Source organism: Streptomyces sp. NPDC001401 (assembly GCF_042895385.1).
Classification (GTDB): Bacteria; Actinomycetota; Actinomycetes; order Streptomycetales; family Streptomycetaceae; genus Streptomyces.
In genome coordinates this window covers 41,916-67,569 of the sequence record NZ_JBIAWI010000003.1, presented here as the reverse complement: position 1 = coordinate 67,569, position 25,654 = coordinate 41,916, and the positions used below count along the sequence as shown (strand labels likewise).

Below are 25,654 nucleotides of genomic sequence, written 5' to 3'. Positions count from 1 at the left end.
ACCCATGAAGTACCGCACGATCGGAGCCGACCCGGACAACCGCCGTGAGGTGAGCGTTCTCGCCCTGGGGGCGATGCTCATGGGCTCACGGACGGACGAGGAAACCTCCTTCGCCCTGCTCGACCGCTACGTCGAGGCCGGCGGCAACTTCATCGACACCTCGGACAACTACGCCTTCTGGGTCGACGGCGGCCAGGGCGGCCAGAGCGAGGAACTCCTCGGCCGCTGGCGGCGCAGCCGCGGCATAGGCGACGAGATCTTCATCGCGACCAAGCTCGGCGCCCGCCCGCTCGCCCCCGGCACCAGCTTCACCGACAACCCGGAGGGCCTGTCGGCGAAGGTGATCCGCGAGTCCGCCGAACGCAGCCGCGAGCGCCTCGGCGTCGACAAGCTGGACCTGCTCTACGCCCACATCGACGACCCCACCGTGCCCCAGCGCGAGACGGTCGAGGGCTTCGCGGAACTGGTCGCGGAGGGCACGGTCGGACTGCTCGGCGTGAGCAACCAGGCCGCCTGGCGGGTGGAGCGGGCACGCGCGATCGCGGCCGCGGCCGGTCTGCCGGGCTACGAGCTGCTCCAGTACGAGCACACCTACCTGCGCCCGCGCACGGACGTACCCAGCGACATGTTCCCGGACGGCAGCCTCGGCCACGCCGGCCCCGACCTGGTCACCTACCTGCGCGCGGAGCCCGGCCTGACCCTGGTCGCGTACTCGCCGCTCCTGAAGGGCGCCTACGTCCGCCCGGACAGGCTGCCGTCCGACTACGACCACCCCGGCACCCCGGCCCGCCTCACCGCGCTGCACGAGGTGGCGCGCGAGACCGGAGCGACCGTCAACCAGGTCGTCCTCGCCTGGCAGCTGGGCGGCAGCCTCCCGATCATCCCGCTGGTCGGCGCCTCGTCCGTGTCCCAACTGGAGGAGAACCTGGCCGCGATCGACCTGGAACTGACCCCGGACCAGCGCTCTCGCCTGGACGCCGCGCACTGACCCGAAGCCGCGCGCCACAGCCCGCCCTCACTTGGGCGGCAGGCCCGCGGCGAAGGCGTACCCCTCGTCGATCCACTCGCCCAGCGCCGCGTCCTCGGCGAGGGCGGACGAGTCCACGACGACCCAGCCGCGCATCGGGCGGCCCGTCATGTCGAACAGCCGGGCACCCGGCCGGGCCAGCGCGGCGTCCGTCGCGTCGGGGCCGACGCGGACCATCAGGTCGTCGCCGCTCACCCCGACGGCCATGTTCCCGTGCAGCAGGAAGGCGATGCCCCCGAACATGCTCCCCCACTCTCGGCTTCGCTCGAGCGGGGGGACCCCCACCTCGGCCACGCCCGCATCGTCGCCCAGGTGCTGCCGGATCCGTTCGGCGAGTCCTTCGTCGTACGCCATAAGGGGCCTCAATCCGTGCGTTCCGTGCGTTCCGTGCGTTCCGTGTGTTGCGGGTGTTCCGTTCGGTGCGTGAGTCTTCGTTCGAGGTCGCGGAGGTCCTTGCGCAGGGAGGAGCGGACCCGGCGGGTCAGGAGCGGTGCCGCCAGCCGGTAGAAGCCGCCCGGGCCGCCCCGGACCCGGATGCGGGCCAGGGTGCCGGCCGGGTGCGGCTCGAAGGAGTAGGTGACGTGCATGGGCATTGGGCCTGCCACCGACATCATGTCCAGCAGCCGCGGGACGTCGTGCGCGGCCACGCGCAGGACGTAGTCGATGCGCCGGCCGAGGAAGAACGCCGTCCGGGTGACCTCGGCACCGACGCCGAAGCCGCCCCCGTCCGCCTCCCGGGTCAGCTCGGCGGTACGAATGCCCTGGGTCCACTCGGCGTCGTGATGCCAGTCCATGGCGTACGCCGCCACCCGCTCGGGCGGCAGCGGGATCACGCGTGCCACGGACACGTCGACCGTCACCCTTCCAGGATCCCCGCGCCGGGCTGCGGGCGCGCGGCGTACATCGATATGACGGGTGTCTTACGCCGCCGCGCCAGAGCAGGACAAATCCCCGCCCGGGCGAGACGCTGCTGCTGAGCCGCGGCTCGGACCGGCCCCGGCATCCGCCCCGGCGGTCCCGTGCGAAGGAGTGCGTCCATGACCGCAACGCCCCAGACCGACGACGCCTACCGCTTCGACGACCTGAGCGCCCTGTTCATCAACTGCACACTCAAGCCGTCGCCCCAGCAGAGCCACACCCAGGGGCTGATCGACAAGAGCGCGGAGATCATGATGGCGCGCGGGGTCACCACGTCCGAGGTCCGCGCCGTCGACCACGACCTCGCCCCCGGCGTCTACCCGGACATGACCGAGCACGGCTTCGCCACGGACGAGTGGCCCGCGCTGTACGAGCGGGTGATGGACGCGGACATCCTGGTCATCGCCGGGCCGATCTGGCTCGGCGACAACAGCTCGGTGACGAAGAAGGTGATCGAGCGGCTCTACAGCTGTTCGTCGCTGCTCAACTCCGAGGGCCAGTACGCCTATTACGGCCGCGTCGGCGGCTGTCTGATCACCGGCAACGAGGACGGCGTGAAGCACTGCGCGATGAACGTCCTCTACAGCCTCCAGCACCTGGGCTACACGATCCCGCCGCAGGCCGACGCCGGCTGGATCGGAGCGGCGGGACCCGGACCGTCGTATCTGGACCCCGGATCGGGCGGCCCGGAGAACGACTTCACCAACCGCAACACCACGTTCATGACCTGGAACCTGATGCATCTGGCCGCCATGCTGAAGCGCGCCAAGGGCATCCCCGCTCACGGCAACCAGCGCTCCGAGTGGGACGCCGGCTGCCGCTTCGACGCGGAGAACCCTGAACACCGCTGAATCCATATCCTGCGGGCTCCGGCGGCGGACGACCGGCGCATCCGGGCCGACACTCCGGCACCATCGATTCCAACCGACCCACCGCGAACCCGGAGTCCGCCATGGCCCGCTCAGAAGCCCGCGTCATTACCGACCGCCCGCACCGCTACGCCAAGCAGCTCGCCTCCCACCTCGGCCGCCGCAGCCAGACCAGTTGGGACGAGGAGAGGGGGGAGGGCAGCCTCGTGTTCCAGAACGGGACGGGCTCCCTCACCGCGACCGAGGGAGCCCTGCTGCTCTCGGTGGAGACCGACGCCGAGCACCTCGACCTGCTCGAGGACGTCGTCGGCCGCCACCTGGTCCGCTTCGGCACCAAGGACGAACTGGTCGTCGAATGGCACCGCGACACCGGCGATCCCGGCACCACCCAGCGCAAGGCGGAGGACCCGGCCTGACCCCCCTGACAAGGGACGGCGTCAAGCCTCGCGCACGGCGGTGACCTCGGTCATCGCCCGCTCCTGCGGTAGCGCGTGAGGACGGTGGGGCCCGTCTGTTGCGCCGACTCGCACTCGAGGTGGACGGGCGGCGTGTCCGTGGGGAAGAGGCGGTCGCCCGTGCCGAGAATCGTGGGGAAGGTCAGCAGGCGGTATTCGTCGATCAGGTCCTCGGCCATCAGTGCGCGGACGACGCTCAGACTGCCGGCGACGACCACGTCGCGCTTCTCGTGCTTGACGGCGTCCGCCAGGTCGCCCGTGAGGGCCTGCGAGTTCGCCCAGGCGGAGACGTCGGTGAGGGTGCGGGTGGCGACGAGTTTCCGGGCGGCGTTCATGCGCGCGGAGAACGGGTCGTCGCGGCCCGGCCACAGCCGGGAGAACTGCTCCCAGGTGGTGCGCCCGAGCAGCAGGACCCCCTCGTCCAGGGCGGCCCCGAGCTGGAACTTGTCGCCGGCCACCGCCTCGGGGCCGTGCCGGAACATCCAGCCGCCGCCGGGTGTGCCCCCGCGGCCGTCCGGGTCGGACACGATGCCGTCCAGAGTGGTGAATGCGATGACGATGACGCTCATGGTGACGTCCTCTCGGTCTCTCGGTCGGTGGTCACCGGTATGTACCGGCGCCACCGCCCGGACTCATCGCGTGCCGCGAAACTCGTCGGAAGAAATCTCCCCGGGCAGGTCGAACGCCTCGAAGACGCCCGGGTCCGCGAACACCACGTTCCGCGCGACCAGCCCGCCGGCCACCGTGAACACCTGCAGCGAGTGCAGCCGGTGCCCACCGTCCTGGGCGGGCGTGTACGCGGCGAGCGCGGGCTCTCCGCCCGCGGTGAGCGGTCGCGTGAGCCAGCCGGTCCCGCGCATCTCGAAGACCCGCTCCATGAACAGGCCGTAGTCGCGCCGGCCGCGGTACCACAGCGGCACCGGCGGCATCTCCAGCACGGCCGCGTCGGTCAGCAGCCGCACCAGTGCGGGGACGTCGGCCGCCTCGAAGGCGCGCGCGTACCGCTGGACGACCTCCCGCGCCTCGGCGCCGTCCGGCTCGTGGACCTCGCCCGGGTCGCCCACGTCGGCGAGCGCCGCACGGGCCCGCTGCAGCGAGCTGTTGACGGCGGCGACCGTCGTCCCGAGCTGCTCGGCGACCTCCGCGGCACTGAACTCCAGCACCTCCCGCAGCACCAGCACCGCCCGCTGCCGAGCCGGCAGCACCTGCATCGCCGCGACCAGCGCCAGCCGCAGATCGGCCCGCGTCTCGACGTCGTACCGGGCGTCGGGGAACGGCTGCAGCCACGGGATGTCGAAGGCCGGCGTGAGCGGCACCCCCGGGTCCTCGCTCGGCGCACCGAGCCCGGAGGGCAACGGCCGCCGCGCCCGCCCCTCCAGCGCGGTCAGGCAGACATTGGTCGCGATCCGGTACAGCCACGTCCGCTCCGATGCACGCGAGGCGTCGTACCGCTCACGGGCCTTCCACGCGCGCAGCATCGTCTCCTGCACCAGGTCCTCGGCCTCGTGGAACGAGCCCACCATCCGATAGCAGTACGCCACCAACTCGCCCCGGTACGGCTCAAGGTCCATGGGGCTCATCATGCCTGGCATGCCTACGTGCAGCCGTCCTCACCCCGCAGATTAGGGTGCGGTGGTCGCAACGGGACCCGGACGGGTCCAGTACAGGAAGGGGGATGTGGTGAGAGGTCGAACGGCGAGCGCCCTGTGTGCCGGGGCCGTCGCCCTGCTGGTCGGCGCCTGCGGTGGTGACCCGAAGGCGCTGCCGCGCATGACGGCTGCGGACGTCCTGGGTCACTGGACAGGCGACTGCGGATCGACGCTCACGGTCGAAGCGGACCGCACCTTCACCGTCCGGGACTTCCCAGTGGACTACGCGCTGGTCTCCGGAGCCGTGCAGCGCCTGACGGCCGGCCATGGGACGTGGTACCTCTATGCAGGGGGCACGGGGGACACCGCGCAGACTTTCGACCTGAAGATCGGCGAGCAGTTCTACGACCTGGACTATGTCCGCAGAGGGGACTCGATCGCCCTCCGCATCGCACTCGGCGACCCCGACGACAACCGGTGGTGCGAGTTCCACCGCCGCTCCCGCGCCTGACCGGCAAAGGAATCGCTTCCCCGCGCTGAAGCGGCCAAGCTGGTTCTGCTACTGAACGAGCCGAAGGAGAGCGGTCCCATGAGTGCACTCCCCACCGAACGGTCCGTCCGCTCCACCCCCGAAGGCCTCCTGTGGGAGCCCAGCGAACGCTGGGTCCGCGGCCGCAAGGGCGAGGTCACCGTCGTCGACAGCCGCCGCCCCGTCCTCGTCTGGGAACCCTCGCTGCCCGTACCGCAGTACGCCTTCCCGCGAGGCGACGTACGAGAGGACATGCTGCGCCCCGCGAAGAACCCGCGCACGGGCTCCCACACCGGATCGAAGATCTTCTACGACCTCGAGGCCGACGGCGAGCTGCTGGAGAACGCCGCCTGGACCTTCCCGGCCGCCGAGCTGGCCGATTACATCGCCTTCGAGTGGTTCCGGCGCAGCGGCAACGGCCTGGACCACTGGTACGAGGAGGAGGAAGAGATCTTCATCCACCCACGGGACCCGCACAAGCGGGTGGATGCCATCCCGAGCAGCCGGCACGTCCAGGTCTCGGTCGACGGCATGGTCGTCGCCGACACCCGCCGGCCGGTGCTGCTCTTCGAGACCGGTCTGCCCACGCGCTACTACATCCCGCGCGAGGACGTCCGCCTCGACCTGTTCGAACCCACCGACCACCACACCGGCTGCCCGTACAAGGGCACGGCCGGCTACTGGTCGCTGCGCGGCGAGGCCGACGTACCGCCGAACCTCGTCTGGAGCTACCCGGAGCCGCTGCCCGCCGTGGGCGTGATCAGGGATCTCCTCGCGTTCTACAACGAGGTCGTCGACATCACCGTGGACGGGGAGCGGGTGGAGCGCCCCGTCACACCGTTCAGCACGATGCTCAAACTGAGTAGCCGACGTGGGCGAGGGCCTGCCTGAGCAGCACTCCGTGCCCGCCCGGCATCTCGCTCTGCACCGTCTCCGAGACGGCCTCCTGCGGGCTGAACCAGACCAGGTCCAGGGCGTCCTGCCGGGGCCGGCAGTCGCCGGTGACCGGGACGACGTAGGCCAGGGACACCGCGTGCTGGCGCGGGTCGTGGTACGGCGTGACGCCGTGCGTCGGGAAGTACTCCGCGACGGTGAACGGCTGCAGGGAGGCCGGGATCCGGGGCAGTGCCACCGGGCCGAGGTCCTTCTCCAGGTGGCGCAGCAGGGCGTCACGGACCCGCTCGTGGTGCAGGACGCGACCGGAGACCAGGGTCCGGCTGACCGTCCCGTCCGGGCCGATGCGCAGCAGCAGGCCGACGCTGGTGACTTCGCCGCTGTCGTCGACGCGCACGGGCACGGCCTCGACGTACAGGATCGGCATACGGGCGCGTGCCAGCTCGAGGTCGTCGGGGCTCAGCCAGCCCGGCGTGGTTTCGGTCATGTCAGACATTGCTTGATCATACTTTCAGGAGGGGCCGGAAAAGCGGTAGACCCGGCGCGCATTGTGTGCTCCCGCCCACTCGGCGATCCGCAGCGCGTCGGACAGGCTCAGTTCGTCGGCGTCCACCCGGTCCTGCAGCAGACCGGCCAGACCGCGGCGGAAGGCGAGCGCGCCCAGACAGTAGAACTCGGCCACACCGTACGCGTCGGAGCTGTACAGCAGCTTGCGGAACGGCGTGATCTCCAGGGCCTCCTCCAGGACCGCCCGGGCGCGCGCCGGGCCGACGTAGTGCAGGGTGAGGCCCACATCCAGGTAGACGTGCTCGAACACCGCGGCCAGATAGGCGGCCTGGCGCTGGTACGGCCAGCAGTGCAGCAGCAGCACCGGGATCGTGCCGGCGGTCTGGTGCAGCCAGTCGGTGAGATGGGTGGGGTCGACCCGGTGCAGACGGATGTCGTTGTCGCCGAAGCCGGTGTGGAGCTGGAGGGGCAGGCCGAGGTCGACCGCGGTCCACAGCAGGTGTCGTACGAGGACGGGATCGTCCAGCCGGCCGCCGCGCGCCAGCCACTGCCGGGCCGCCTCGGTGACGTCCGCGACGGATGGACGGGCCGGATCCAGGTCGAAGCCGGTACGGTACGCGGCCACGGACTTCACCGCCACCACGCCCGGCCGCTGCACGGCCTCCAGCGCGGCCGCCTGAAAGGCGTCACCGTAGTCGTCGGCCTCGACGCCCTTGGCCGCCACCGCCTCGGCCACACCTTCCAGCCGTACCACCTCGTACGCCGTCCCGCCCGCGGTCTGGGCCAGCTCCGCGGGCGTGGTGAGGCGGTCCGGTGCGTACCCGGTGTCCACGCAGAACGTGCTCGTCCGCGCGGCGGTGAGGAAGCGGCGGTGCACCTCGTCGTGGCCCAACTCGGCGCGCCGGGCCAGGTATTCGTCGGGCGGTGCGTGGCGCGGAAGGTCCAGCAGGGGAGCGCAGTGGCGGCGGACTGCCACGCCGACCGGGCTGTCGAAGGGCGAGATCCCGGGCCAGGCCGCGCCCTCGGTGATCAGCTCCTCGAAGCCCTCCCGGGTCAGGCCGGCGGTGACGACGCCGTGGCAGTGGTGGTCCACCAACTCCAGTGCGTCGAGCGCCTCTTGGACCGGGCCGCCCATGGTCAGTACTTCCAGCGGTAGGCCGCCGCCACCCGCTCGTCGTCCAGTCCGTCGACGGCGGCGATCTCCCCTTGGCGTACGGCGATCACGGCGTCCGCGAGGACCGGGCCGAGCGTGGCCCGCAGCAGTTCGTCCTTGCGGAACTCCTCGACGGACTCGGTCAGGGAGACCGGCAGGCGGCGTACGCCCCGGGCCGCCGCGTCCGCGGGTTCGAGGCGGGCCGGATCGCCGGTGATCTCCTCGGGCAGGGGCGCGGACGACGTCAGGCCGTCCAGTCCGGCTGCGATGAGGCAGGCGAGGGCGAGATACGGGTTGGCGGCCAGGTCGACCGGCTTGACCTCCAGGTTGGCGGCCTGCTCGCGCAGGCCCGCTGTGCCCGTGACGACCCGCACGGCGGCCTCGCGGGTCTCGCGGCCCCAGGCGGTGAACACCCCGGCCCACTGGGAGGGTTTGAGCCGCAGATAGCTCGCCGGGCTGGGGGCGGTCACGGCCGTGAGGGCCGGGAGGCGGGCGAGGACTCCGGCCGCGAACGACTCCGCGTCGGCCGTCATGCCGTAGCGGCCCTCGCCGCCGGAGTGCAGGTTGACGCCGTCGCGCCAGGCGGAAAGGTGGACGTGGCCGCCGTTGCCGACGCCCTGCGCGAAGACCGCCGGGGCGAACGACACCACGAGTCCGTGGCGCCGGGCCACCGCCCGGATCGTCTGCCGCACCAGCACGCTCCGGTCGGCCGCCGCCACCGGGTCGAGGGCGCTCACCGAGATCTCGAACTGCCCGGCCGCGTACTCGGGATGGATCTGCTCGACGTCCACGTCCTGCGCGGCGAACGCGGCCAGCAGGTCGGCGGTGTAGTCGCTCAGTTCGACCTGGCGGGTGGCGCTGTACGCGGGCCCCGAGGTCGCGGGCACGAAGTCGCCGCCCTCCGCCGGCCCCTGCCCGACGGCCCACTCGATCTCGATGCCGGCCTTGAAGGTGAGGCCGTGCCGTTCGGCGGCCTCGGAGACGACGCGGCGCAGGACCGTGCGGCTGCAGCCCGGATGCGGCTCGCCCTCCTGCGTGATCCGGTCGACCGGCGCCCAGGCCCAGCCGGACTGCCCGGCCAGGACGACGAGTTGGTCGAGGTCGGGGTAGAGGCGCAGGTCGCCGTCCGGGGAGCCCAGGACGTCCGTGGAGACGATCGAGTCGTTCGCCAGGAACGTGTCGAACACCGGTGACATGCCGACCCCCCAGGCCGCCGCCGAAGCGAGCCTGGCCGGCGGGATCGTCTTCACCCGGCCTACGCCCGCGGTGTCGACGTAGGCCAGGACGATGCCGCGCACGCCCCGCTCGATCAGCTCGCCGCCGAGTACGCCGGCCCGCTCGACTTCACCTGGGCGCCCGCCGGGGACGGGATCGGCAAGGGTGGTCATAGGTCCTCCACGGTCGGCACGTCCGTCAGGTGTCTCTCCGTCAGGGTTTCACGGCCACCGCGCCGAACTGCGGTACCACGGCGGGCGATCCGGGTTCGGCACGCCACTGCGAGCACGACACCAGACCCGGCTCGAGGAGGTCCAGCCCGTCGAAGAACGCGGCGATGTCCTCGCCGCTGCGGGCGGTGATCGGCGGGGTGGCGTTCTCGTTCCAGAACTTCATCGCCGGGATCTGGCCCGCGCCGCCCAGGGCGTCGTCGAAGGTGGGGTGGGTGAGGACCAGGAAGCTGCCGGCGGGCACCGCGGCCACGACCTTCCGTACGATCTCCCGCGCCTTCTCCGTGTCCAGCACGAAGTTGAGGATGCCCAGCATCATCACCGCGACCGGCTCGGTGAAGTCGAGGGTCCGGGAGGCGCGTTCGAGGATGGCGTCGGGGTCGTGGACGTCGGCGTCGATGTAGTCGGTGACGCCCTCGCGGGTGCCCGTCAGCAGGGTGCGGGCGTGGGCGAGGACGATGGGGTCGTTGTCGACGTAGACGATCCGTGCGTCGGGTGCGACCCGCTGGGCGATCTGGTGGGTGTTGTCCGCCGTCGGCAGCCCGGTGCCGATGTCCAGGAACTGCCGCACCCCGCGCTCCTCGGCCAGGAACCGCACCGCCCGGCCCAGGAACCAGCGGTCCGCGCGGGCGATCTCCCGGATGATCGGGAACATCCCGGCGACGTGCTCGCCGACCTGCTGGTCGATCTCGTAGTTGTCCTTGCCGCCGATCCAGTAGTTCCACACGCGCGCGTTGTGCGCCACACCGGTGTTCAGCCTGGCCGACCCGCCCGGGGTGTGGCTCTCACTCACAACTCTGCTCCTTCTGTGCACGCCTGCGGCCGTCGCCGCCATTGTGCCGCCCGGTGATCACCCTGTCCCGGGAATGGGCCGATCAGGTGTGCGGCCTCTGCCCGGGTGAGCAGGACCATGCCGTACGGCAACTCGAACGCCCCGCCCGGCATGCCCGCACATCCGCCCGCGGCGACACTGACCCCATGCCGACCTATACCGAGGAGTGACCATGCTGCCCGGATTCCTCGCCAGGGCGGTCGAGTTGCTGCTCGGCCGGGAGGGCCGCTCGCTGCATGTGAAGGCGGCGGGCGGGGCGACGGCCGTGCTGGGCGTGGTGATGCTGGTCGGCTCGTGGGCCGTGGTCGCCGCCGAGCACGACGCACTGCGCGCCAATCTGAGGACGTACCCGCAGGCGCTGTGGTGGTCGATCGAGACGGCGACGACCGTCGGGTACGGCGACTTCTACCCGGTGACCCCCGGCGGCCGCATCATCGGTGCCGTCGTGATGGTCGTCGGTATCACCACGTACGGCATGGTCACCGCGGCCCTCGCGACCTGGTTCGTCGGGCGGGAGCAGAAGCGCCGCCACCATCTGGCGCTCCGTGCCCACGAGTTGGGCGAGGAGAGCCTCCATGCGCTGCACGAACGCTTCGACCGGCTGGAGCGGATGGTGGCCGGGAACGGCGAGCGGAGATGAAGGCGGGAGCGCTCCTTGCTACCCGTGAGTACCCTGCCGTGTGACTTGCGTGACGGCTGAGGTACGGTCCCCCGGGGTCCGCGAGCACCCGCACGGCGCGGACCGTTACGGGCGGTGTCGAAGGGGGCGGCGGAAGCATGGAGTTCCACTTGGTCGACGAGGGCGGCGCGGAGCCGGCCGGCACGCGGCTGGAGGCCCTGGCCCCCGAACCCCTGCTGACCCGGGACTACGAGACCCGTCCCGCCCTCGTCTACGAGCGGCTGCGGGAGCGCCACGGCCCGGTCGCACCGGTCGACCTGCTGGGGGTGCCCGCCTGGCTCGTGCTCGGCTACCGCGAGTCGCTCCAGGTGCTCCAGGACGATGCCGGCTGGCCCAAGGGCCTGGAGAACTGGCGGGCCCGCTCGGAGGGCCGCGTCCCCGCCGACTGGCCGCTCGGCCCCTCCCTGGAGGTCAACCACGTGCTGATCCAGGGCGGCCCGGGCTACCGCACGCTGCGCGGCGCCTGGGACGCGGCCCTGCGCCCCTTCCAGGACCCGCGCAACCCGCAGGCCAAGCGGCTGAAGTCGGCCGTCACCGGCTACGCCGACGAGCTGATCACCCTGCTCGCACAGGGCGGCGGCACGGGCCTGGCCGACCTGTCGGCGCAGTTCTCCCGCCCGCTGCCACTGATGGCGGCGAGCCATCTGCTCGGCTTCCCCGGCTCGCAGGGCGACGACGCCCTGATGGACATGTGGCGGGTGCTGGACGCCGGCCCGGACGCCGAACCCGCCCTGGAACGCCTCCTGGTGACGCTCACCGAACTCGCCGCCGCCAAGATCGAGAAGCCGGGCGACGACTTCCCCTCCCACCTGCTGGCCGCCCACCCTGACCTGTCGGTCGACGCGCTGGCCCGCGAGCTGTTCATGCTGCTCGGCATGACCTCCGACCACGTCGGCATCCTCATCTCCAACACGGTCGTCGAGGTGATCGCGGGGGAGAGCGAGGGCGGGGTACGCACCACCCTGTCCGCGGGGATGGTGCGCGAGACCATGAACCGCGTGGTCATGCGCAAGCCGCCCCTGGTCAACTTCGTACCGAGGTTCGCGGCCGCGGACACCCCGCTCGGGAACTACACCATCCGCGCCGGCGACCCCGTATGGGTCTCCTCCGTCGCCGCGCACGCCGACCCCCTCTTCGCCGGCCAGATGGCACCGGGCTCCAACATCAGCAGCCGGGCGCACCTGGCGTGGGGCGCGGGCCCCCGCCAGTGCCCGGCCCGCGAACTGGCGTCAACCATCGCGGCAGCGGGCGTCAGCCGTGTCTTCGAACGGTTCGGGCACCTGGAGCTCGCCCTCCCCGTCGACCAACTGCCATGGCGCTCCTCGCCGTTCATGCGGGGGCTGCGCTCGCTGCCGGTGCGCTACGAGCTTTCCGGGCCGCCGCTGCCGGTCGTGCCGCCGCCCGTGGCGGACGTACCGGATGCATCCGCCGTACCGGACCAGGCCGCCAAGCGGCGCTCGTCGCTGTGGCGCTACCTGACGGGTCTGATGCGGTCCGGAAGCTGACCGTCTGCGCAGCTCGCGTAGGGTGACGGGACCGCCGTAAGCCGTCCGGCGCCCCGTCGCGCCCTACCGGAAGCAGGTCATGTCCTCCGCCGTCTCTCCCCTCCTCACCGCCGCCGACCTGCCCACCGGCTCCGCCGACATACGCCTCGTCGTCACCGACATGGACGGCACGCTGCTGGACGACGCCAAGCGGATCCCGCCCGGCCTGTGGGAGACGCTGGCCGAACTGCGCCGGCGCGGCGTGCTGTTCAGCCCGGCGAGCGGGCGTCAATACGCCACGCTGGCACGGGAGTTCGCGGAGGTGGCCGACGGCATGGTGTTCATCGCGGAGAACGGCACCTACGTGGTGCGGGACGGCGTGGAGCTGAGCTCGGACCCGCTGGAGCCGGGCGTCGCGGCCGGCGTCGTGCAGGCCGTACGGCGGCTGGTGGCCGAGGGCCCCGAGAACGCAGACGTGGGTGCCGTCGTCTGTGGCAAGCGGTCCGCCTACGTCGAACGCAGCGACGAGGCGTTCCTGGCGGAGGTGCGCAAGTACTACGTCGAGCACCGTGTCGTCGAGGACGCCACCGCGCTCGACGACGACGTCATCAAGGTCGCCCTCTTCGACTTCGGCTCCGCCGAGCGCACCACCGCCCCCGCGCTGGAGCCCTTCACCGCCACCCACCAGGTCGTCGTCTCCGGCGAGCACTGGGTCGACGTCATGAACCGCACCGCCAACAAGGGCACGGCCCTGCGCCGCCTCCAGCAGGAGCTCGGCATCACCCCGGCCCAGACCATGGTCTTCGGCGACTACCTCAACGACCTGGAGATGCTGGACGCCGCCGACTGGTCCTTCGCCATGGCCAACGCCCACCCGGACGTCATCGCACGGGCACGGCATCTGGCGCCGTCGAACAACGACAACGGCGTAGTGCGTACGATCGCGCGGGTGCTCGGCCTGGACGTCTGAGTGCTCAACTGCCCTGCGCATACCCGTTCTGCCACGCCCAGGCCGCGATCTCGACCCGGTTCCGGGCATTCAGCTTGAGCTGGACGCTGGAGAGGTGGGTCTTGACCGTGGAGAGGGAGACGTACAGCTCGGCGGCGATCTCGGCGTTGGTGCGGCCGAGGGCGACCCGGCGGACCACGTCGAGCTCACGGTCGGTGAGGGACTCGGCCGGTGCCGCGGGCCGTGCGCGGATTTCGGTCTTCGGGTCGGCGGTCAGGTGCTTGAGCAGGCGGACCGTGACCGAGGGGGAGACCAGCGAGTCGCCGGCCGCGGCGGCGCGCACCGCCTCCGCGAGGAGCGTCGGCCCGGAGTCCTTGAGGAGGAACCCGCAGGCGCCGCCGCGCAGCGCCCCGTACACGTACTCGTCCAGGTCGAAGGTGGTGACCACGACCACCCGCATCGGGTCGGCGACGTCCGGCCCCGCCAGCAGCCGGGTGGCCTCCAGGCCGTCCAGCTTCGGCATCCGGATGTCCAGCAGGCACACGTCCGGACGCACCCGCCGGGCCAGCGCGACGGCCTCCTCGCCGTCGGCCGCCTCCGCGACCACGGTGATGTCCGGCTGGGCGTCCAGGAAGAAGCGGAAGCCGGTGCGGACCATGTCCTGGTCGTCGGCGATGAGGACGCGGATGGGGGCGCCGGACGGGGTGGCGGGGGCGGGGCTCGTCATGTCTCGATCATGCCTCAGGGGAGTTGTGGCGCAGCGGCCACCGGTCGGTGACCGCTCCGGCTCGTGTGTCAGTCCGCGGTCTGGGCCGGATCGTCCGTCACCCTGCGCAGCAGCGGTCTGCTGCCGCCGATCGCCGCGAACATGGCCAGTGCGCCCACGGCCACGCAGGCGGCCAGTTGCAGGGCGCCGGTGAGGTCGAGCGAGGCGCCGAACGCCTTGTTCAGGCGGTAGGAGGCGTAGACACCGATGGCGGTGGTGCCGCCGGCCAGGACGACCAGCGGGAGGACCGTCTCGCGGACCCGGGCCCGGTCCAGCACCTTCAGCGGGGTGCCGGCCAGCCGCAGCAGGCCGTACACGCGGCGCCGGTCCAGGACGCCCGCGGCGGCGGTCAGACCGGCGGAGGCGGTGGCCACCAGGAAGCTCAGGGCCAGGGTGGCGGTGCTGACCTCGGCGAACCGGTCGATGGCCGAGCGGTCGCCCGCGGTGGCGTAGTCCTGCGTGTACGGCAGTCGGGACGTGCCGAGCGGAGTGAGGGCGGTGACGGCGGCGTCGATGCGCTCGGGGCCGCCGGAGACGCGGGCGACCAGGCCCGGGAGGCCGCTGGTCAGGCTGTCGAAGTCGTCCTCCTGCACGGTGGTGACGGTCGCCTTGACGCCCGCCTCGCGCAGCAGCGTGCGGGCCTCGGCGGTGGCGTGCCGGGCCGCGGCGGCGTTCGACGTGACCACCGCGACCTGGCCCCGGAACTGGGAGCCGTCGGAGCCGACCATGCTGACGGCGAAGAACCCGGCCGCGAAGCCCGCCAGCACCAGTCCGCTGACGGTGCGCCAGGCGCCGCGCGGGTCGTCGCTGAGCCGTCGCGCGGCCAGCAGGGTGGCCGGGCGGCGGGCGAAGCGGCCCGCGATCCGGCCCAGCCGGTCCACGACCCAGGGGCCGAACAGCCAGAACGCGCCGTAGAACAGCAGCAGGAGAGCGACCACCTGCCGGGTCTTGAGGCCGCCGCCGTTCGTGGACTGGAAGACGTACAGCAGCACCGCCACGAACACCACCAGCCGGATGACACGGGTGCGCCGCGGGTTGGCCTGCTGGGCCACGCCCAGCGGGGAGGTCGCCACCTGGCGGAGCATCGACACCGCGCTGACGGTGATGAGCGCGGTGACCGCCAGGACGACGGCGGCGAACCAGGGCACGCCCACCCACAGTTGGCCCGTGTACCAGCTGCCGATGCCGAAGGGGATCGCGGCGAGGGCGGGCAGCAGCGCCGCGTACAGCGCGGCACCCGCCAGCGCTCCGGCCGCACCGACGGCCGAGGCCTCGGCGGCGGTCATGCCGATGATCTGCCGCGGGGTGGCCCCCGCCAGCCGCAGTGCGGCGAGCCGCGCCTCGCGCCGGGCCGCGCCCAGCCGCCCGGCGGCTGCGGCCAGCACGGCCACCGGCATCACCAGCAGCGCCACACCCAGCAGCGCGGTCGACTGGTCGGTGTACGTGAACAGACTCGCCTGGCTGCCGTTGAACCCGCTGACCTTGGCGCGCGCGACCTGGTTCATGTCGTACATCCCGTTCCCACCGGCCGCCGCGGAGACCGCGGGGTCGCTCGCCGCCCGCCCCACGACGGCGACCAGCTCGTCCGGCGAGGCGAGACCGGCGGCGCCGATCGTGCCGTAGGACGTCACCTTCGGGAAGCGGTCGGCGAGTTGGGCCGCCGGGAGCTTGTGCAGCAGCTCGGCCAGGGCGGGGGAGACGTACACCTCGCCCTTCTTGGGGAAGCTGCTCAGCCCGGGCGGTGCGGGGGTGGCCCTGCGGTCGGGCAGCTGGGCCAGGTTCACGACGGTGAGGGGCTCGTGGCGGACGTACGTCGTGGCGAGCGCCTGGACGGCGGTGGCGTGCCGGGCGGGCTCGGGGGTGCGCCAGGCGGTGCGGTCGGCGCGGGCACCGGAGCCGAGGGTCGCGGCGAGCATGACCAGCAGCACGAATGCGCCGACGGCGGCGGCTCCTGCCGCCAGCAGCTGGCTCTGCAGGCCGCGGCGGCCGGAGGACCGGGCGAGGTGCCAGGTCAGGGGCAGGACGGGGGAGCGCATGTCGGTTCTCCGGGGGTGAGGTCTTGGGGCGCGGCCGGCGGCGCTCAGGCGACGGTGTACTGGCTGTGGTTGCTGATCCGGCCGTCGCGGACGTGCAGGATCCGGTCGCAGTGGGCGGCGACGTCGGCGTCGTGCGTGACCATGACGAGGGCGGCGCCCTGCTTGCGGGTGACGGAGGTGAGCAGCCGTATGACCTCGGTGCTGGTGGTCTGGTCGAGGGCGCCGGTCGGCTCGTCGGCGAAGACCACGTCGGGTTCGACGGCCAGGGCGCGGGCGATGGCGACCCGCTGGGCCTGCCCGCCGGACAGCTGGCCGGGGCGGCGCTGCTCGAGCCCGTCGAGGCCGAGCGGCGCGAACCAGCGGCGGGCCTGCCGGACCGCCTGCCTGCGCGGCATGCCCTCCAGCATCAGCGGCAGCGCGACGTTCTCCTCGGCCGGCAGCTCCGGCAGCAGCTGGCCGAACTGGAAGACGAAACCGAAGCGCTTGCGGCGCAGGGCACTGAGCTTGTTCTCGCTCAGACCGTCGATGGCCTGCCCGCGCAGCAGCACGGTGCCGCCGTCGGGGCGGATGATCCCGGCGAGGGTGTGCAGCAGAGTGGACTTGCCGGAGCCGGAGGGGCCCATGATGGCCAGCGAGTCCCGCTCGCGGACGTCCACGTCGACACCGTCCAGGGCGGTGGTCGAGCCGTACTTCTTGGTCAGGCCGAGTCCGGCCAGAACGGTGCTCACGATGTTTTCCCCAGTCCTTCCAGTCCTTCTCAGCGCTCGAACTTCCAGGTGACGGAGTCGCTCGTGGACTTGACCACGGAGACCCGGATGTCGACGCTCCTGCCGCCGCCGGTCTTGCCGGTGCAGGTGATGGAGGCCCCCGCGACCGCCTTGAGACCGGTCGGGCAGGTGACGCCGGAGACCTTCTTGCCGACCCAGGGCAGCGGGTGGTACTTGCTCTCGGTGCGACCCGCGACGATCCGGGCGGCCAGGGCCTTGTGGCCGTCCACCTTGACCGTGCTGTACGCGTCGAGCTCGGAGGTGGACTCGGTCCCGGAGAGCAGGTAGGTACCGAGACCGCCCAGAGCGACCACGGCGGTCGCCCCGCCGACGGCACCGACGAGGAACTTGCTGAGCTGCATCACGCGCTCCTGATGGCTGGGGGAGGACGCCTCCGGCGAGGTGGCCCTCCGATGAGGTGGCTCCACCCTCGCCCGCGGGCACGTGCGCGCACCTCGGTCATACGGCCATGGTCGGCGCCGCGGCCCCTCGACCATTCGGCCGATCCGGGCGCCGCCGGGCCTCGCCTACGGTGAACCGCATGACCTCCATCTCCGGCCGGGGCTGCGCCCACGGATTCGGCGTCGGCTTCCTGCTCGCGGCGTCGGTCGCCGACGTCCTGATCATGGGCGCCGCCGGCGATCGCGTGGGGCCCACCGCCGTGCTGCTGCTGGTCGGGCTCGCCGCCGTACTGTGGCCGGCCCGGCGACGCCCCGCCTGGCTCACCCCGCAACTGCGCGCCATCGCACCGGCATTGCTGTCCGGGCTCCTCACGGTGGACGTGCTGCTGAGCGGCCGGGAGGCCCTGTTCGGCCCCGGCGAGGTGGCCGTCCTGCTGTGCGTGCTGTTCATCGCCGTACGGCACTGCCCGCCCCGCTGGGCCGTGGTGTGCGGTCTGCTGGACGCAGTCGCGCTGCTGGCCACGCCGGTCCGCGACTCCCACTCGCTCAAGGACGGCGGGACCCTCGGCTTCATGGTGGGCGGCCTGGTCCTGGCCGGGCTCGTGGCCGGCCTCGCGGCCTATCTCCGCTCCCTCGACTACCGCCGCACCGTCGCCGTCGCCGACACGCGCCGTGAGGAGCGGGTGGCGATCGCCGCCGACCTGCACGACTTCGTCGCCCACCACGTCACCGGCATCCTGGTGCAGACCCAGGTGGCCCGCATGATGGCAACCACCCAGCCGGACGACCTCGACCCCGTCCTCGCGGGCATCGAACGCGCCGCGACCGAGGCTCTGGCGTCGATGCGCCGCACGGTCGGGGTCCTTCGCGACACCGGCGAGGAGGCCGACCGCCGCCCAGTCGGCGACCTGGCGGGCATCACCGGCCTGACCGAGGCCTTCGCGAGCCCGGTCCAGAAGGCCGCCCTGCACCGCGACCCCGCCGTCCCCGACGACCTTCCGCACGAGGTTCAAGCGGCCGCCTTCCGCGTCGTGCAGGAGGCGCTGACCAATGTGCGGCGGCATGCCGCCGACGCCACCGAGATCACCGTCGGCCTGGGATACGACGACGCCCGACTGTCGGTGTCGGTCGCGGACGACGGCCGAGGCGGCACCCAACTCCCGGCCGCGGCACACGGCGGCGGCTTCGGGCTGGTCGGCCTGAAGGAGCGGGTGACCGCGCTGGGCGGCGAACTGCACGCGGGGCCGCGGGCCGGGGACGGCTGGGAGGTGCGGGCGGTGTTCCCCGCGGGCCGACGCTGACGCAGGGAGCGGGGCCGTCGCCTGCGGCTCTGGCGCCACGGTCCGCCCCCGCTGTTCAATGGTGCTGCACATGTCCGCCCGAGAGGCCCGAGAGGGGAGCAGCCGTGGCTGCTGCCGCCGTGCCGCCCGTCGGCGCACGCATCCGGCAGGTACGCCTGGCCAAAGGCGTGAGCCTGCGCGCCCTCGCGCGGGAGATCGGCGTCTCCGCGAGCCTGGTCTCCCAGATCGAGACCGGCAAGAGCCAGCCGTCGGTGAGCACGCTGTACGCCATCACCACCGCCCTGTCGGTCTCCGTGGAGTCGCTCTTCGACGCGTACGAGGACGAGGCCGCCGCCTCCCCGGTCCTGGCCGCGTCCGCCGCCCCCGCCACCGTGCTGCACGCCCTCGCCGCCTTCGCCGCCGACCCGGGCCGACGCATCGGACCGCTGGTCACACCGGGTGAGCGGGAGCGGCTGGAGCTGGACTCGGGCGTCGTGTGGGAGCGGCTCGGGCATGTTCCGGGCACGGATGTCGACTTCCTGCTGGTGACCTACCGGCCCGGCGGCTCCTCCTCCAGTTCCGGCGGATTGATGCGGCACATGGGCACCGAGTACGGCTATCTGACCTCCGGCGAGCTCGTCCTCACCCTCGGCTTCGACGAGTACACGCTGGGTCCCGGCGACGCCGTCTGCTTCGAGTCGACGACCCCGCACCGCTACCGCAATGATGGAGCTGAGCCGGCCGTCGGCGTCTGGTTCGTGTTCAGCCAAAGCGTTCAGTAGCACTTGACACTCGCGAGGCGTGGTCGTTCACTCCGAAGTGGGGGTGGTCGCCATGGCGATCCGTACGTTCGGACCCAATGCCGTCGACTGGGAAGAGCGCATCGACCTGGACCGGCTCCGCAAGGAGCGGCTGGCCCGGCTGCACGACACCCTGAACCGCTCGTCGCTCGGTGCCGTGCTCAGCTTCGACTTCGCCAACATCCGCTACATGACCGCCACGCACATCGGCACCTGGGCGATGGACAAACTGATCCGCTTCGCCCTGCTGGTGCGCGGCGGCGAACCGGTCGTCTGGGACTTCGGCTCCGCCGCCCGCCACCACCAGCTCTACAACCCGTGGCTGGACTACAGCGACGGCAAGGGCGGCCCGCCCACCGGCGCCCGGGCCGGCATCTCCACCCTGCGCGGCGCCTTCCACCCGGAGGCGGGCATCGCCGAGGACGTGGCCCGCAAGATCGCCACCGAACTGCGCGAGCACGGCCTTGCGGGGGAGCCCCTCGGCATCGATGTCGCCGAGATGCCGATCCTCGCCGCCCTGCGCGCCGAGGGCATCGACGTCGTCGACGGCCAGCAGGTCTTCCTGGAGGCCCGCCGCACCAAGACCCACGACGAGATCGCCCTGCTCACCCAGGCCTGCGCGATGGTCGACGCGGCCTACGAGGAGCTCTACGGCTACCTGCGCCCGGGCGTGCGCGAGAACGAGTGCGTCGGGCTCGTCAGCAAGGTCCTCTACGACCTCGGCAGCGAGTACGTCGAAGGCGTCAACGCCATCTCCGGCGAACGCTGTTCACCCCACCCGCACGTCTACAGCGACCGCCTGATCCGCCCCGGCGACCCCGCCTTCTTCGACATCCTGCACAGCCACCTCGGCTACCGCACCTGCTACTACCGCACCTTCGCCGTCGGCAGCGCCTCCCGCGCGCAACGCGACGCCTACGTCCGCTGCCGCGAGTACATGGACGAGGCCATCGCCCTTGTCCGACCCGGCGCCACGACCGCCGACATCGTCCAAGTCTGGCCGCGCGCCGAGGAGTTCGGCTTCGCCGACGAGACCGCCGCCTTCGCCCTGCAGTACGGGCACGGGGTCGGCCTGTCGATCTGGGAGAAGCCCATCTTCAGCCGTCTGGTCTCCCTCGACCACCCCGAAGTCCTTCAAGAGGGCATGGTGTTCGCCCTGGAGACCTACTGGCCGGCCGCCGACGGCTGGTCCGCGGCCCGGATCGAGGAGGAACTGGTCGTCACCGCCGACGGCTGCGAGGTCATCACCAAGTTCCCGGCGGAGGAGCTGCTGGTCGCGGGCCGCAAGTACTGGACCGTCGGCGGCGAGCTCAACACCCGGCGCGAGGCCCAGTCCCACCTCAACACCCCTATCAACGGGGGCAGTTGATGGTCGACCGCGACGAACTCCTCACCCTGTACGAGCAGATGGCCGTCATCCGCCGTACGGAGAAGGCCGCCCACGACCTGTTCCTGTCCGGCCTGGTCAAGGGCACCACCCACCTGGCCGCCGGGCACGAGGCGATCGCCGTCGGCGCGAGCGCGGCCCTGCGCCCCGACGACTACGTCTTCGCCACCTACCGCGGCCACCACCACGCGATGGCCCGCGGCGCCACCCCCGAGGAGTGCCTCGCCGAACTCATGAGCCGCGCAACCGGGTTGTGCAAGGCCAAGGGCGGCTCCATGCACCTCACCAAGGCGTCCGTGGGGATGCTCGGCTCCTACGCCATCGTCGGCGCCCACCTCCCGATGGCGGTCGGCGCCGCCTGGTCGGCCCGGCTGCGCGGCACCGGGCAGATCGCGGTGGCCTTCTTCGGCGACGGCGCGACCAACATCGGCGCCTTCCACGAGGCGCTCAACCTGGCCGCCGTATGGAAGCTGCCGGTGCTGTTCGTCTGCGAGAACAACCTGTACATGGAGTACACGCCGATCGCCGACGTCACGGCCGTCGCCCGTCCGGCGGCCGACCGGGCGCCCGCGTACGGCATCCCGGGCGAGGTCGTCGACGGCAACGACGTCGTCGCCGTCCAGGAAGCGGTGGCCCGCCTCGCCCGGCGGGCCCGGGCGGGAGACGGGCCCGCCCTGCTGGAGGCCGAGACCTACCGCCACTTCGGGCACAGCCGCGCCGACCCGGCCACCTACCGCCCGGCCGAGGAGGTCGAACGCTGGCTCAAGCACGACCCGCTGGACCTCGCCCGCGGACGCCTCGTCGAGCTGGGGGTGGCCGAGGAGACGGTCACCGCGGCCGACGAGCGCGCCCGTGACGTCGTAGAGAAGGCGGTCGAGGCGGCGAAGAACGCGCCGCCGCCCGATCCGGGCGAGGCGCTGACCGACGTGTGGGCGGACGGAGGTGCGGCATGGCGGACGTGAGCACGGACCGTGACGTCATCACCTACCGGGAGGCGGTCGCCGAGGGCATCGCGCGGGAGATGCGCCGCGATCCGTCCGTCGTCTGCCTGGGCGAGGACATCGGCGAGGCGGGCGGGGTGTTCAAGACGACCGCCGGGCTGTTCAAGGAGTTCGGGCCCGAGCGGGTGTGGGACACGCCCATCTCCGAACAGGCCATCGTGGGTGCGGCGATGGGCGCCGCGATGACCGGGATGCGGCCGGTCGCCGAGATCATGTTCTCCGACTTCCTGGCCTGCTGCTGGGACTACCTCGCCAACGAGATACCCAAGGTCCGGTACATGACGGGAGGTCAGGTCACCGTGCCGCTCGTGGTGCGCACCGCCAACGGCGGCGGCCTCGGCTTCGGCGCCCAGCACTCCCAGGCCACGGAGAACTGGGCCCTCACGATCCCCGGACTGAAGATCGCGGCCCCCGCGACGCCCGCCGACGTCATCGGCATGATGGCGGCGGCGATCCGCAGTGACGACCCCGTGGTCTTCTTCGAGCACAAGGGGCTGTTGGCGAGCAAGGGAACTCCTCCACCGCCGGACCACGTGGTCGAACTGGGCCGTGCCGCCGTCGTCCGCGAGGGCGCCGACGTGACGCTGGTCGCCCTGGCCTCCATGGTGCCGGTCGCCTCGAAAGCCGCCGAACTTCTCGCCGGCGAGGGCATCGACGCGGAGGTCGTCGACCTGCGCTGCCTCGTCCCGCTCGACACCGCCACGGTCCTCGCCTCCCTCGCGAAGACCTCGCGGCTCGTGACCGTCGAGGAGAACCCGTACCAGGGCGGCTGGGGCGCCACCCTCGTCTCGGTCGTCGCCGACGAGGGCTTCGCCCTGCTGGACGCGCCGGTGCGCCGGGTGGCGGGGGAGTGCGTGCCGCTGCCGTTCGCCGACGCACTGGAGGAGCAAGTCATTCCCACCGTGGACAAGGTCGTGGCGGCCGTCCGGAGTCTCGCCGCGTACTGAACACCCCTGAGGAGGAAGCGCGATGACCGATCGGATACTGCTTCGCGGGGGGCACGTGCTCTCGATGGACCCTGCCGTCGGGGACCTGCCGAGGGGTGACGTCCTCATTGAGGACGGGAAGATCGCGGCCGTGCAGCCGGAGATCAGCGCCGAGGCCGAGGTCCTCGACATGACCGGCCGCATCGTGATCCCCGGCTTCGTCGACACCCACCGCCACACCTGGGAGGCCTCGATCCGCGGCGTCGCCCCCGACGCCACCCTCGACGACTACTTCGTCGACATCCTCGACACCTTCGCCCCGCTGTACACGCCCGAGGACGTGTACGCGGCCAACCTCGCCGGCGCCCTGGAATGCCTCAACGCCGGCATCACGACGCTCGTCGACTGGTCCCACATCAACAACACCCCCGAGCACCCGGACGCCGCGATCCGGGCGCTGACGGAGACCGGCATCCGCGCCCAGTACGCATACGGCAGCGCCAACACCTCCCTCGCGGACTACTGGTTCGAGAGCAAGATCGCGATCCCGGGCGACGACGTGCGGCGGATCCGCGCCAAGTACTTCTCCTCCGACGACGGCCTGCTGACCATGGGTCTCGCCACCCGAGGCCCCGGATTCTGCGTCAACGACGTCGTCACCTCCGAATGGACCCTCGCCCGCGAGCTGGACATCCCGATCACGGTGCACGTGGCGATGGGGCGGCTCGCCGGCCGCTTCGGCATGGTGAAACAGCTCCACGACCTCGGCCTCCTCGGCCCGGACACCACCTACATCCACTGCTGCCACCTCAGCGAGGAGGAGTGGCGGATGGTCGCCGACAGCGGCGGTACGGTGTCGATCGCGCCGCAGGTGGAGACGCAGATGGGGCACGGCTGGCCGCCCGTGATGGCGGCCATCGAGCACGGACTTCGGCCGTCCCTGAGCATCGACGTCGTCACCACCGTGCCCGGCGACATGTTCACCCAGATCCGTGCCGCCTTCGGCGCCGAGCGTGCCCGGGTCAACGCCGACTGCTGGCACTCCAACATGCCCGTCCCGAACACCATGCTGACGGCACGTCAGATGCTGGAGATCGCCACGAGCAACGGCGCGCATGTCGCGGGACTGGAGCACCGCACCGGTTCCCTGACCCCCGGCAAGCGCGCCGACGTCGTCGCCCTCGACGCCACGGCACTGAACATCGCACCGGTGCACGACGCGGCGTCCGCGGTCACACTGTGCGCGGACGTCTCCAACGTCGAGACGGTCATCGTCGACGGCGTGATCCGCAAGCGCGACGGCAGGCTCACGGCCGACGTCGCACAGGCCCGGCGACTCGTCGAGGAATCCCGCGACCGGCTCCTCGCGGCGAAGGAAGCGAAGCCGAAGGAATGACACGGCATCTGGTACGGCGGGCCGCCGGGGTGCCCGAACCCTCGTACGACCAACTCGGTTACCGGCGGCGGGAGTTGGTCGGCGAAGGCGACGGCAGCGTGCACACCGGCTTCGGCCTGTGCGAACTGCGGCCGGACGGCGCGGTGTCGGCGCATGTGCACTCCTACGAGGAGAGCTTCCACATCCTCGACGGCACGGTGATTCTCGACGTGCCCGAGGGCTCGTACCTCCTCGAGGAGGGCGACTACGGCATCCTGCCGACCGGCGTCCCGCACGCCTGGCGCGGCGCCGGCGACACCCCTGCCCGCTGGGCGGACATGCTGGCCCCGGTCCCGCGGGCACGCTACGGCCACGACACCCAGGCCGTGCGTGACCTGCCGGTGAGCAACCCCGCCCGCATCGACGTCCGCGACCCGCGCACCCGCTCCTTCGGCCACTTCGAGCCCGCCCAGATGGACCCGGGCAAACAGTCCCAGGACCTCCTCGCCGTCTCGGCGAGCATGCGCACCGCGCTGCTCGTCTACAGCGGCATCACGGTCAAGATGATGGTCGACAGCGACCTCGGCGCGGTCGCCTCGACGATGTTCATGGTCCAGTACGCGCCCGACGGCGTCGCCGGCATGCACGACCACCCCTTCGAGGAGACGTACTACTTCCTCGAAGGGGAGGCGGACGCGGTGTTCGACGGCGAACGCTACCGGCTAGGACCCGGCGACTGCGCCTGGGCGGGCGCCGGTTGCGTGCACGGCTTCGCCAACGCCGGTACGGGCCCGCTGCGTTGGCTGGAGACTCAGGCACCGCAGCCGCCGCCGCGCCACTCGTACCGGTTCACGCGGGACTGGGAGTACCTGAGGGAGGCCCTGGAGTCATGAGCAGCGTCGTTGTCGTCGGCGGTACGTCCGGCATCGGCCGCGAGTTCGCCCGCGCCCGCGCGCAGCGGGGCGACGAGGTCGTCCTCACCGGCCGCGACCTGGACCGCGCCGACGCCGTGGCCAAGGAGATCGGCGCCCGCGGCCTCGCCCTCGACCTGTCCCGGCCGCGCGAACTCGCCGCAGCGCTGGCGGATGTCGGACGCGTCGACCACCTGGTCCTCGCGGGCGTCTCCCGCGACGAGAACCGGGCGACCGACTACGACATCGCCGCCGCCCTGCGCCTGGTGACCCTCAAGCTCGTCGGCTACACCGAGGTCGTCCACGTGCTGCGCCCCCGCATGACCGACGACAGCGCGATCGTCATCTTCGGCGGTCAGGCCAAGGAACGCCCCTACCCCGGCGCGACCACCGTGGCCACGGTCAACGCGGGCGTACGGGGCCTGGTCAACACCCTCGCGGTCGAACTCGCGCCGGTCCGCGTCAACGCCGTACACCCCGGCGTCGTCGGCGACAGCCCCTACTGGCAGTCCAAACCGGAGGAGGTGCTGGCCGCCCTGCGCGCCAGGACCCCGACCGGACGGCTCGCCACCATGGCGGACGTGGTGGATGCCGTGGACTTCCTGCTGCGCAACAGGTCGGTCAACGCAGTGGAGTTGAGCGTGGACGGGGGGTGGCTGCTGGGGTGAGCGAGA

29 protein-coding genes are annotated in these 25,654 nt (G+C 71.9%); 17 read left to right on the top strand and 12 right to left on the bottom strand.

The features are described 5' to 3' along the window. The first annotated feature begins 4 nt into the window (after positions 1–4). A complete protein-coding gene (locus ACFY10_RS12290; RefSeq protein WP_390665013.1) occupies positions 5–988 on the top strand; it encodes an aldo/keto reductase in 984 nt (327 codons plus the stop codon). A gap of 27 nt (positions 989–1,015) precedes the next feature. On the opposite strand, the gene ACFY10_RS12285 is transcribed toward ACFY10_RS12290, so the two are convergent. Together ACFY10_RS12285 and ACFY10_RS12280 are read right to left on the bottom strand one after the other, a co-directional pair. Further along, positions 1,016–1,381: a TfoX/Sxy family protein gene (locus tag ACFY10_RS12285; protein WP_390665012.1), complete on the bottom strand. Its 366-nt coding sequence runs from the start codon at positions 1,379–1,381 to the stop codon at positions 1,016–1,018. An 8-nt stretch (positions 1,382–1,389) separates the two neighbouring features. Next, on the bottom strand, positions 1,390–1,887 hold the full coding sequence (locus tag ACFY10_RS12280; protein ID WP_390665011.1) for an SRPBCC family protein: 498 nt from the start codon (positions 1,885–1,887) through the stop codon (positions 1,390–1,392). A gap of 177 nt (positions 1,888–2,064) precedes the next feature. Here ACFY10_RS12280 and ACFY10_RS12275 point away from each other — a divergent pair, with 177 nt between their 5' ends. Both ACFY10_RS12275 and ACFY10_RS12270 read left to right on the top strand, forming a co-directional pair. Next, positions 2,065–2,796, top strand: a complete 732-nt coding sequence (locus ACFY10_RS12275; protein WP_390665010.1) for a flavodoxin family protein — start codon at positions 2,065–2,067, stop codon at positions 2,794–2,796. A 101-nt stretch (positions 2,797–2,897) separates the two neighbouring features. Beyond that, a complete protein-coding gene (locus ACFY10_RS12270; RefSeq protein ID WP_390665009.1) occupies positions 2,898–3,230 on the top strand; it encodes a DUF2218 domain-containing protein in 333 nt (110 codons plus the stop codon). Positions 3,231–3,280: 50 nt separating this feature from the next. Here ACFY10_RS12270 and ACFY10_RS12265 read toward each other — a convergent pair whose 3' ends face one another. Both ACFY10_RS12265 and ACFY10_RS12260 read right to left on the bottom strand, forming a co-directional pair. Continuing rightward, positions 3,281–3,838, bottom strand: coding sequence for a dihydrofolate reductase family protein (locus tag ACFY10_RS12265; protein ID WP_390665008.1), 558 nt, complete (start codon positions 3,836–3,838; stop codon positions 3,281–3,283). A 63-nt stretch (positions 3,839–3,901) separates the two neighbouring features. After that, positions 3,902–4,840 (bottom strand): sigma-70 family RNA polymerase sigma factor, encoded by a 939-nt coding sequence (locus ACFY10_RS12260; protein ID WP_390665007.1) that lies wholly within the window; start codon positions 4,838–4,840, stop codon positions 3,902–3,904. Between the two features lie 109 nt (positions 4,841–4,949). On the opposite strand from ACFY10_RS12260, the gene ACFY10_RS12255 reads away from it, so the two are divergent. Next, positions 4,950–5,369: a hypothetical protein gene (locus ACFY10_RS12255; protein ID WP_390665006.1), complete on the top strand. Its 420-nt coding sequence runs from the start codon at positions 4,950–4,952 to the stop codon at positions 5,367–5,369. Between the two features lie 78 nt (positions 5,370–5,447). Next, positions 5,448–6,278, top strand: a complete 831-nt coding sequence (locus ACFY10_RS12250) for a DUF427 domain-containing protein (protein ID WP_390665005.1) — start codon at positions 5,448–5,450, stop codon at positions 6,276–6,278. Here ACFY10_RS12250 and ACFY10_RS12245 read toward each other — a convergent pair. The 4 genes from ACFY10_RS12245 to ACFY10_RS12230 are packed head-to-tail and all read right to left on the bottom strand — an operon-like array spanning position 6,241 to position 10,179. After that, a complete protein-coding gene (locus tag ACFY10_RS12245) occupies positions 6,241–6,777 on the bottom strand; it encodes an NUDIX hydrolase family protein (RefSeq protein WP_390665004.1) in 537 nt (178 codons plus the stop codon). The genes ACFY10_RS12250 and ACFY10_RS12245 overlap by 38 nt on opposite strands. Positions 6,778–6,792: 15 nt before the next feature. Further along, positions 6,793–7,923 (bottom strand): amidohydrolase family protein, encoded by a 1,131-nt coding sequence (locus tag ACFY10_RS12240; RefSeq protein WP_390665003.1) that lies wholly within the window; start codon positions 7,921–7,923, stop codon positions 6,793–6,795. 2 nt (positions 7,924–7,925) lie between these two features. After that, positions 7,926–9,329, bottom strand: a complete 1,404-nt coding sequence (locus ACFY10_RS12235; RefSeq protein WP_390665002.1) for a glutamine synthetase family protein — start codon at positions 9,327–9,329, stop codon at positions 7,926–7,928. A 40-nt stretch (positions 9,330–9,369) separates the two neighbouring features. After that, entirely contained in the window at positions 9,370–10,179 is an 810-nt protein-coding gene (locus ACFY10_RS12230) for an SAM-dependent methyltransferase (protein WP_390665001.1), read from the bottom strand. A 53-nt stretch (positions 10,180–10,232) separates the two neighbouring features. Here ACFY10_RS12230 and ACFY10_RS12225 point away from each other — a divergent pair, with 53 nt between their 5' ends. From ACFY10_RS12225 to ACFY10_RS12210, 4 genes are all read left to right on the top strand, one after another. Continuing rightward, positions 10,233–10,388: a hypothetical protein gene (locus ACFY10_RS12225; protein ID WP_390665000.1), complete on the top strand. Its 156-nt coding sequence runs from the start codon at positions 10,233–10,235 to the stop codon at positions 10,386–10,388. Positions 10,389–10,390: 2 nt separating this feature from the next. Next, the gene (locus ACFY10_RS12220) at positions 10,391–10,858 is read left to right on the top strand and encodes a potassium channel family protein (protein ID WP_390664999.1); all 468 of its coding nucleotides are present in this window, start codon (positions 10,391–10,393) and stop codon (positions 10,856–10,858) included. 137 nt (positions 10,859–10,995) lie between these two features. Next, the gene (locus tag ACFY10_RS12215; RefSeq protein WP_390664998.1) at positions 10,996–12,402 is read left to right on the top strand and encodes a cytochrome P450; all 1,407 of its coding nucleotides are present in this window, start codon (positions 10,996–10,998) and stop codon (positions 12,400–12,402) included. 79 nt (positions 12,403–12,481) lie between these two features. Continuing rightward, a complete protein-coding gene (locus ACFY10_RS12210; protein WP_390664997.1) occupies positions 12,482–13,351 on the top strand; it encodes a Cof-type HAD-IIB family hydrolase in 870 nt (289 codons plus the stop codon). Positions 13,352–13,355: 4 nt separating this feature from the next. Here the strand turns inward: ACFY10_RS12210 and ACFY10_RS12205 are convergent, their stop codons facing one another. From ACFY10_RS12205 to ACFY10_RS12190, 4 genes are all read right to left on the bottom strand, one after another. Further along, a complete protein-coding gene (locus ACFY10_RS12205) occupies positions 13,356–14,057 on the bottom strand; it encodes a response regulator (RefSeq protein ID WP_390664996.1) in 702 nt (233 codons plus the stop codon). Between the two features lie 68 nt (positions 14,058–14,125). Continuing rightward, the gene (locus tag ACFY10_RS12200) at positions 14,126–16,132 is read right to left on the bottom strand and encodes an ABC transporter permease (RefSeq protein WP_390664995.1); all 2,007 of its coding nucleotides are present in this window, start codon (positions 16,130–16,132) and stop codon (positions 14,126–14,128) included. Between the two features lie 44 nt (positions 16,133–16,176). Next, entirely contained in the window at positions 16,177–16,860 is a 684-nt protein-coding gene (locus ACFY10_RS12195) for an ABC transporter ATP-binding protein (protein WP_390664994.1), read from the bottom strand. A gap of 29 nt (positions 16,861–16,889) precedes the next feature. After that, on the bottom strand, positions 16,890–17,261 hold the full coding sequence (locus ACFY10_RS12190) for a DUF4333 domain-containing protein (RefSeq protein WP_390664993.1): 372 nt from the start codon (positions 17,259–17,261) through the stop codon (positions 16,890–16,892). 179 nt (positions 17,262–17,440) lie between these two features. Here ACFY10_RS12190 and ACFY10_RS12185 point away from each other — a divergent pair, with 179 nt between their 5' ends. The 8 genes from ACFY10_RS12185 to ACFY10_RS12150 all read left to right on the top strand — a co-directional run bounded on the left by ACFY10_RS12185 (position 17,441) and on the right by ACFY10_RS12150 (position 25,648). Next, positions 17,441–18,601, top strand: coding sequence for a sensor histidine kinase (locus ACFY10_RS12185; RefSeq protein WP_390664992.1), 1,161 nt, complete (start codon positions 17,441–17,443; stop codon positions 18,599–18,601). Positions 18,602–18,705: 104 nt separating this feature from the next. Continuing rightward, a complete protein-coding gene (locus ACFY10_RS12180) occupies positions 18,706–19,362 on the top strand; it encodes a helix-turn-helix domain-containing protein (RefSeq protein WP_390664991.1) in 657 nt (218 codons plus the stop codon). A gap of 52 nt (positions 19,363–19,414) precedes the next feature. Further along, on the top strand, positions 19,415–20,749 hold the full coding sequence (locus ACFY10_RS12175; RefSeq protein ID WP_390665548.1) for a M24 family metallopeptidase: 1,335 nt from the start codon (positions 19,415–19,417) through the stop codon (positions 20,747–20,749). Beyond that, positions 20,749–21,729, top strand: coding sequence for a thiamine pyrophosphate-dependent dehydrogenase E1 component subunit alpha (locus ACFY10_RS12170; RefSeq protein ID WP_390664990.1), 981 nt, complete (start codon positions 20,749–20,751; stop codon positions 21,727–21,729). Before ACFY10_RS12175 ends, ACFY10_RS12170 begins: the two co-directional genes overlap by 1 nt. After that, the gene (locus ACFY10_RS12165; protein ID WP_390664989.1) at positions 21,717–22,715 is read left to right on the top strand and encodes an alpha-ketoacid dehydrogenase subunit beta; all 999 of its coding nucleotides are present in this window, start codon (positions 21,717–21,719) and stop codon (positions 22,713–22,715) included. Before ACFY10_RS12170 ends, ACFY10_RS12165 begins: the two co-directional genes overlap by 13 nt. A 22-nt stretch (positions 22,716–22,737) precedes the next feature. Further along, positions 22,738–24,090: an amidohydrolase family protein gene (locus tag ACFY10_RS12160; protein WP_390664988.1), complete on the top strand. Its 1,353-nt coding sequence runs from the start codon at positions 22,738–22,740 to the stop codon at positions 24,088–24,090. Further along, positions 24,087–24,962 carry a cupin domain-containing protein gene (locus tag ACFY10_RS12155; RefSeq protein WP_390664987.1) on the top strand — a complete coding sequence of 292 codons (876 nt, stop codon included), beginning with the start codon at positions 24,087–24,089 and terminating at the stop codon, positions 24,960–24,962. The genes ACFY10_RS12160 and ACFY10_RS12155 overlap by 4 nt, the downstream gene beginning before the upstream one ends. Further along, positions 24,959–25,648, top strand: a complete 690-nt coding sequence (locus tag ACFY10_RS12150) for an SDR family NAD(P)-dependent oxidoreductase (protein WP_390664986.1) — start codon at positions 24,959–24,961, stop codon at positions 25,646–25,648. The genes ACFY10_RS12155 and ACFY10_RS12150 overlap by 4 nt, the downstream gene beginning before the upstream one ends. Positions 25,649–25,654 lie beyond the last annotated feature (6 nt).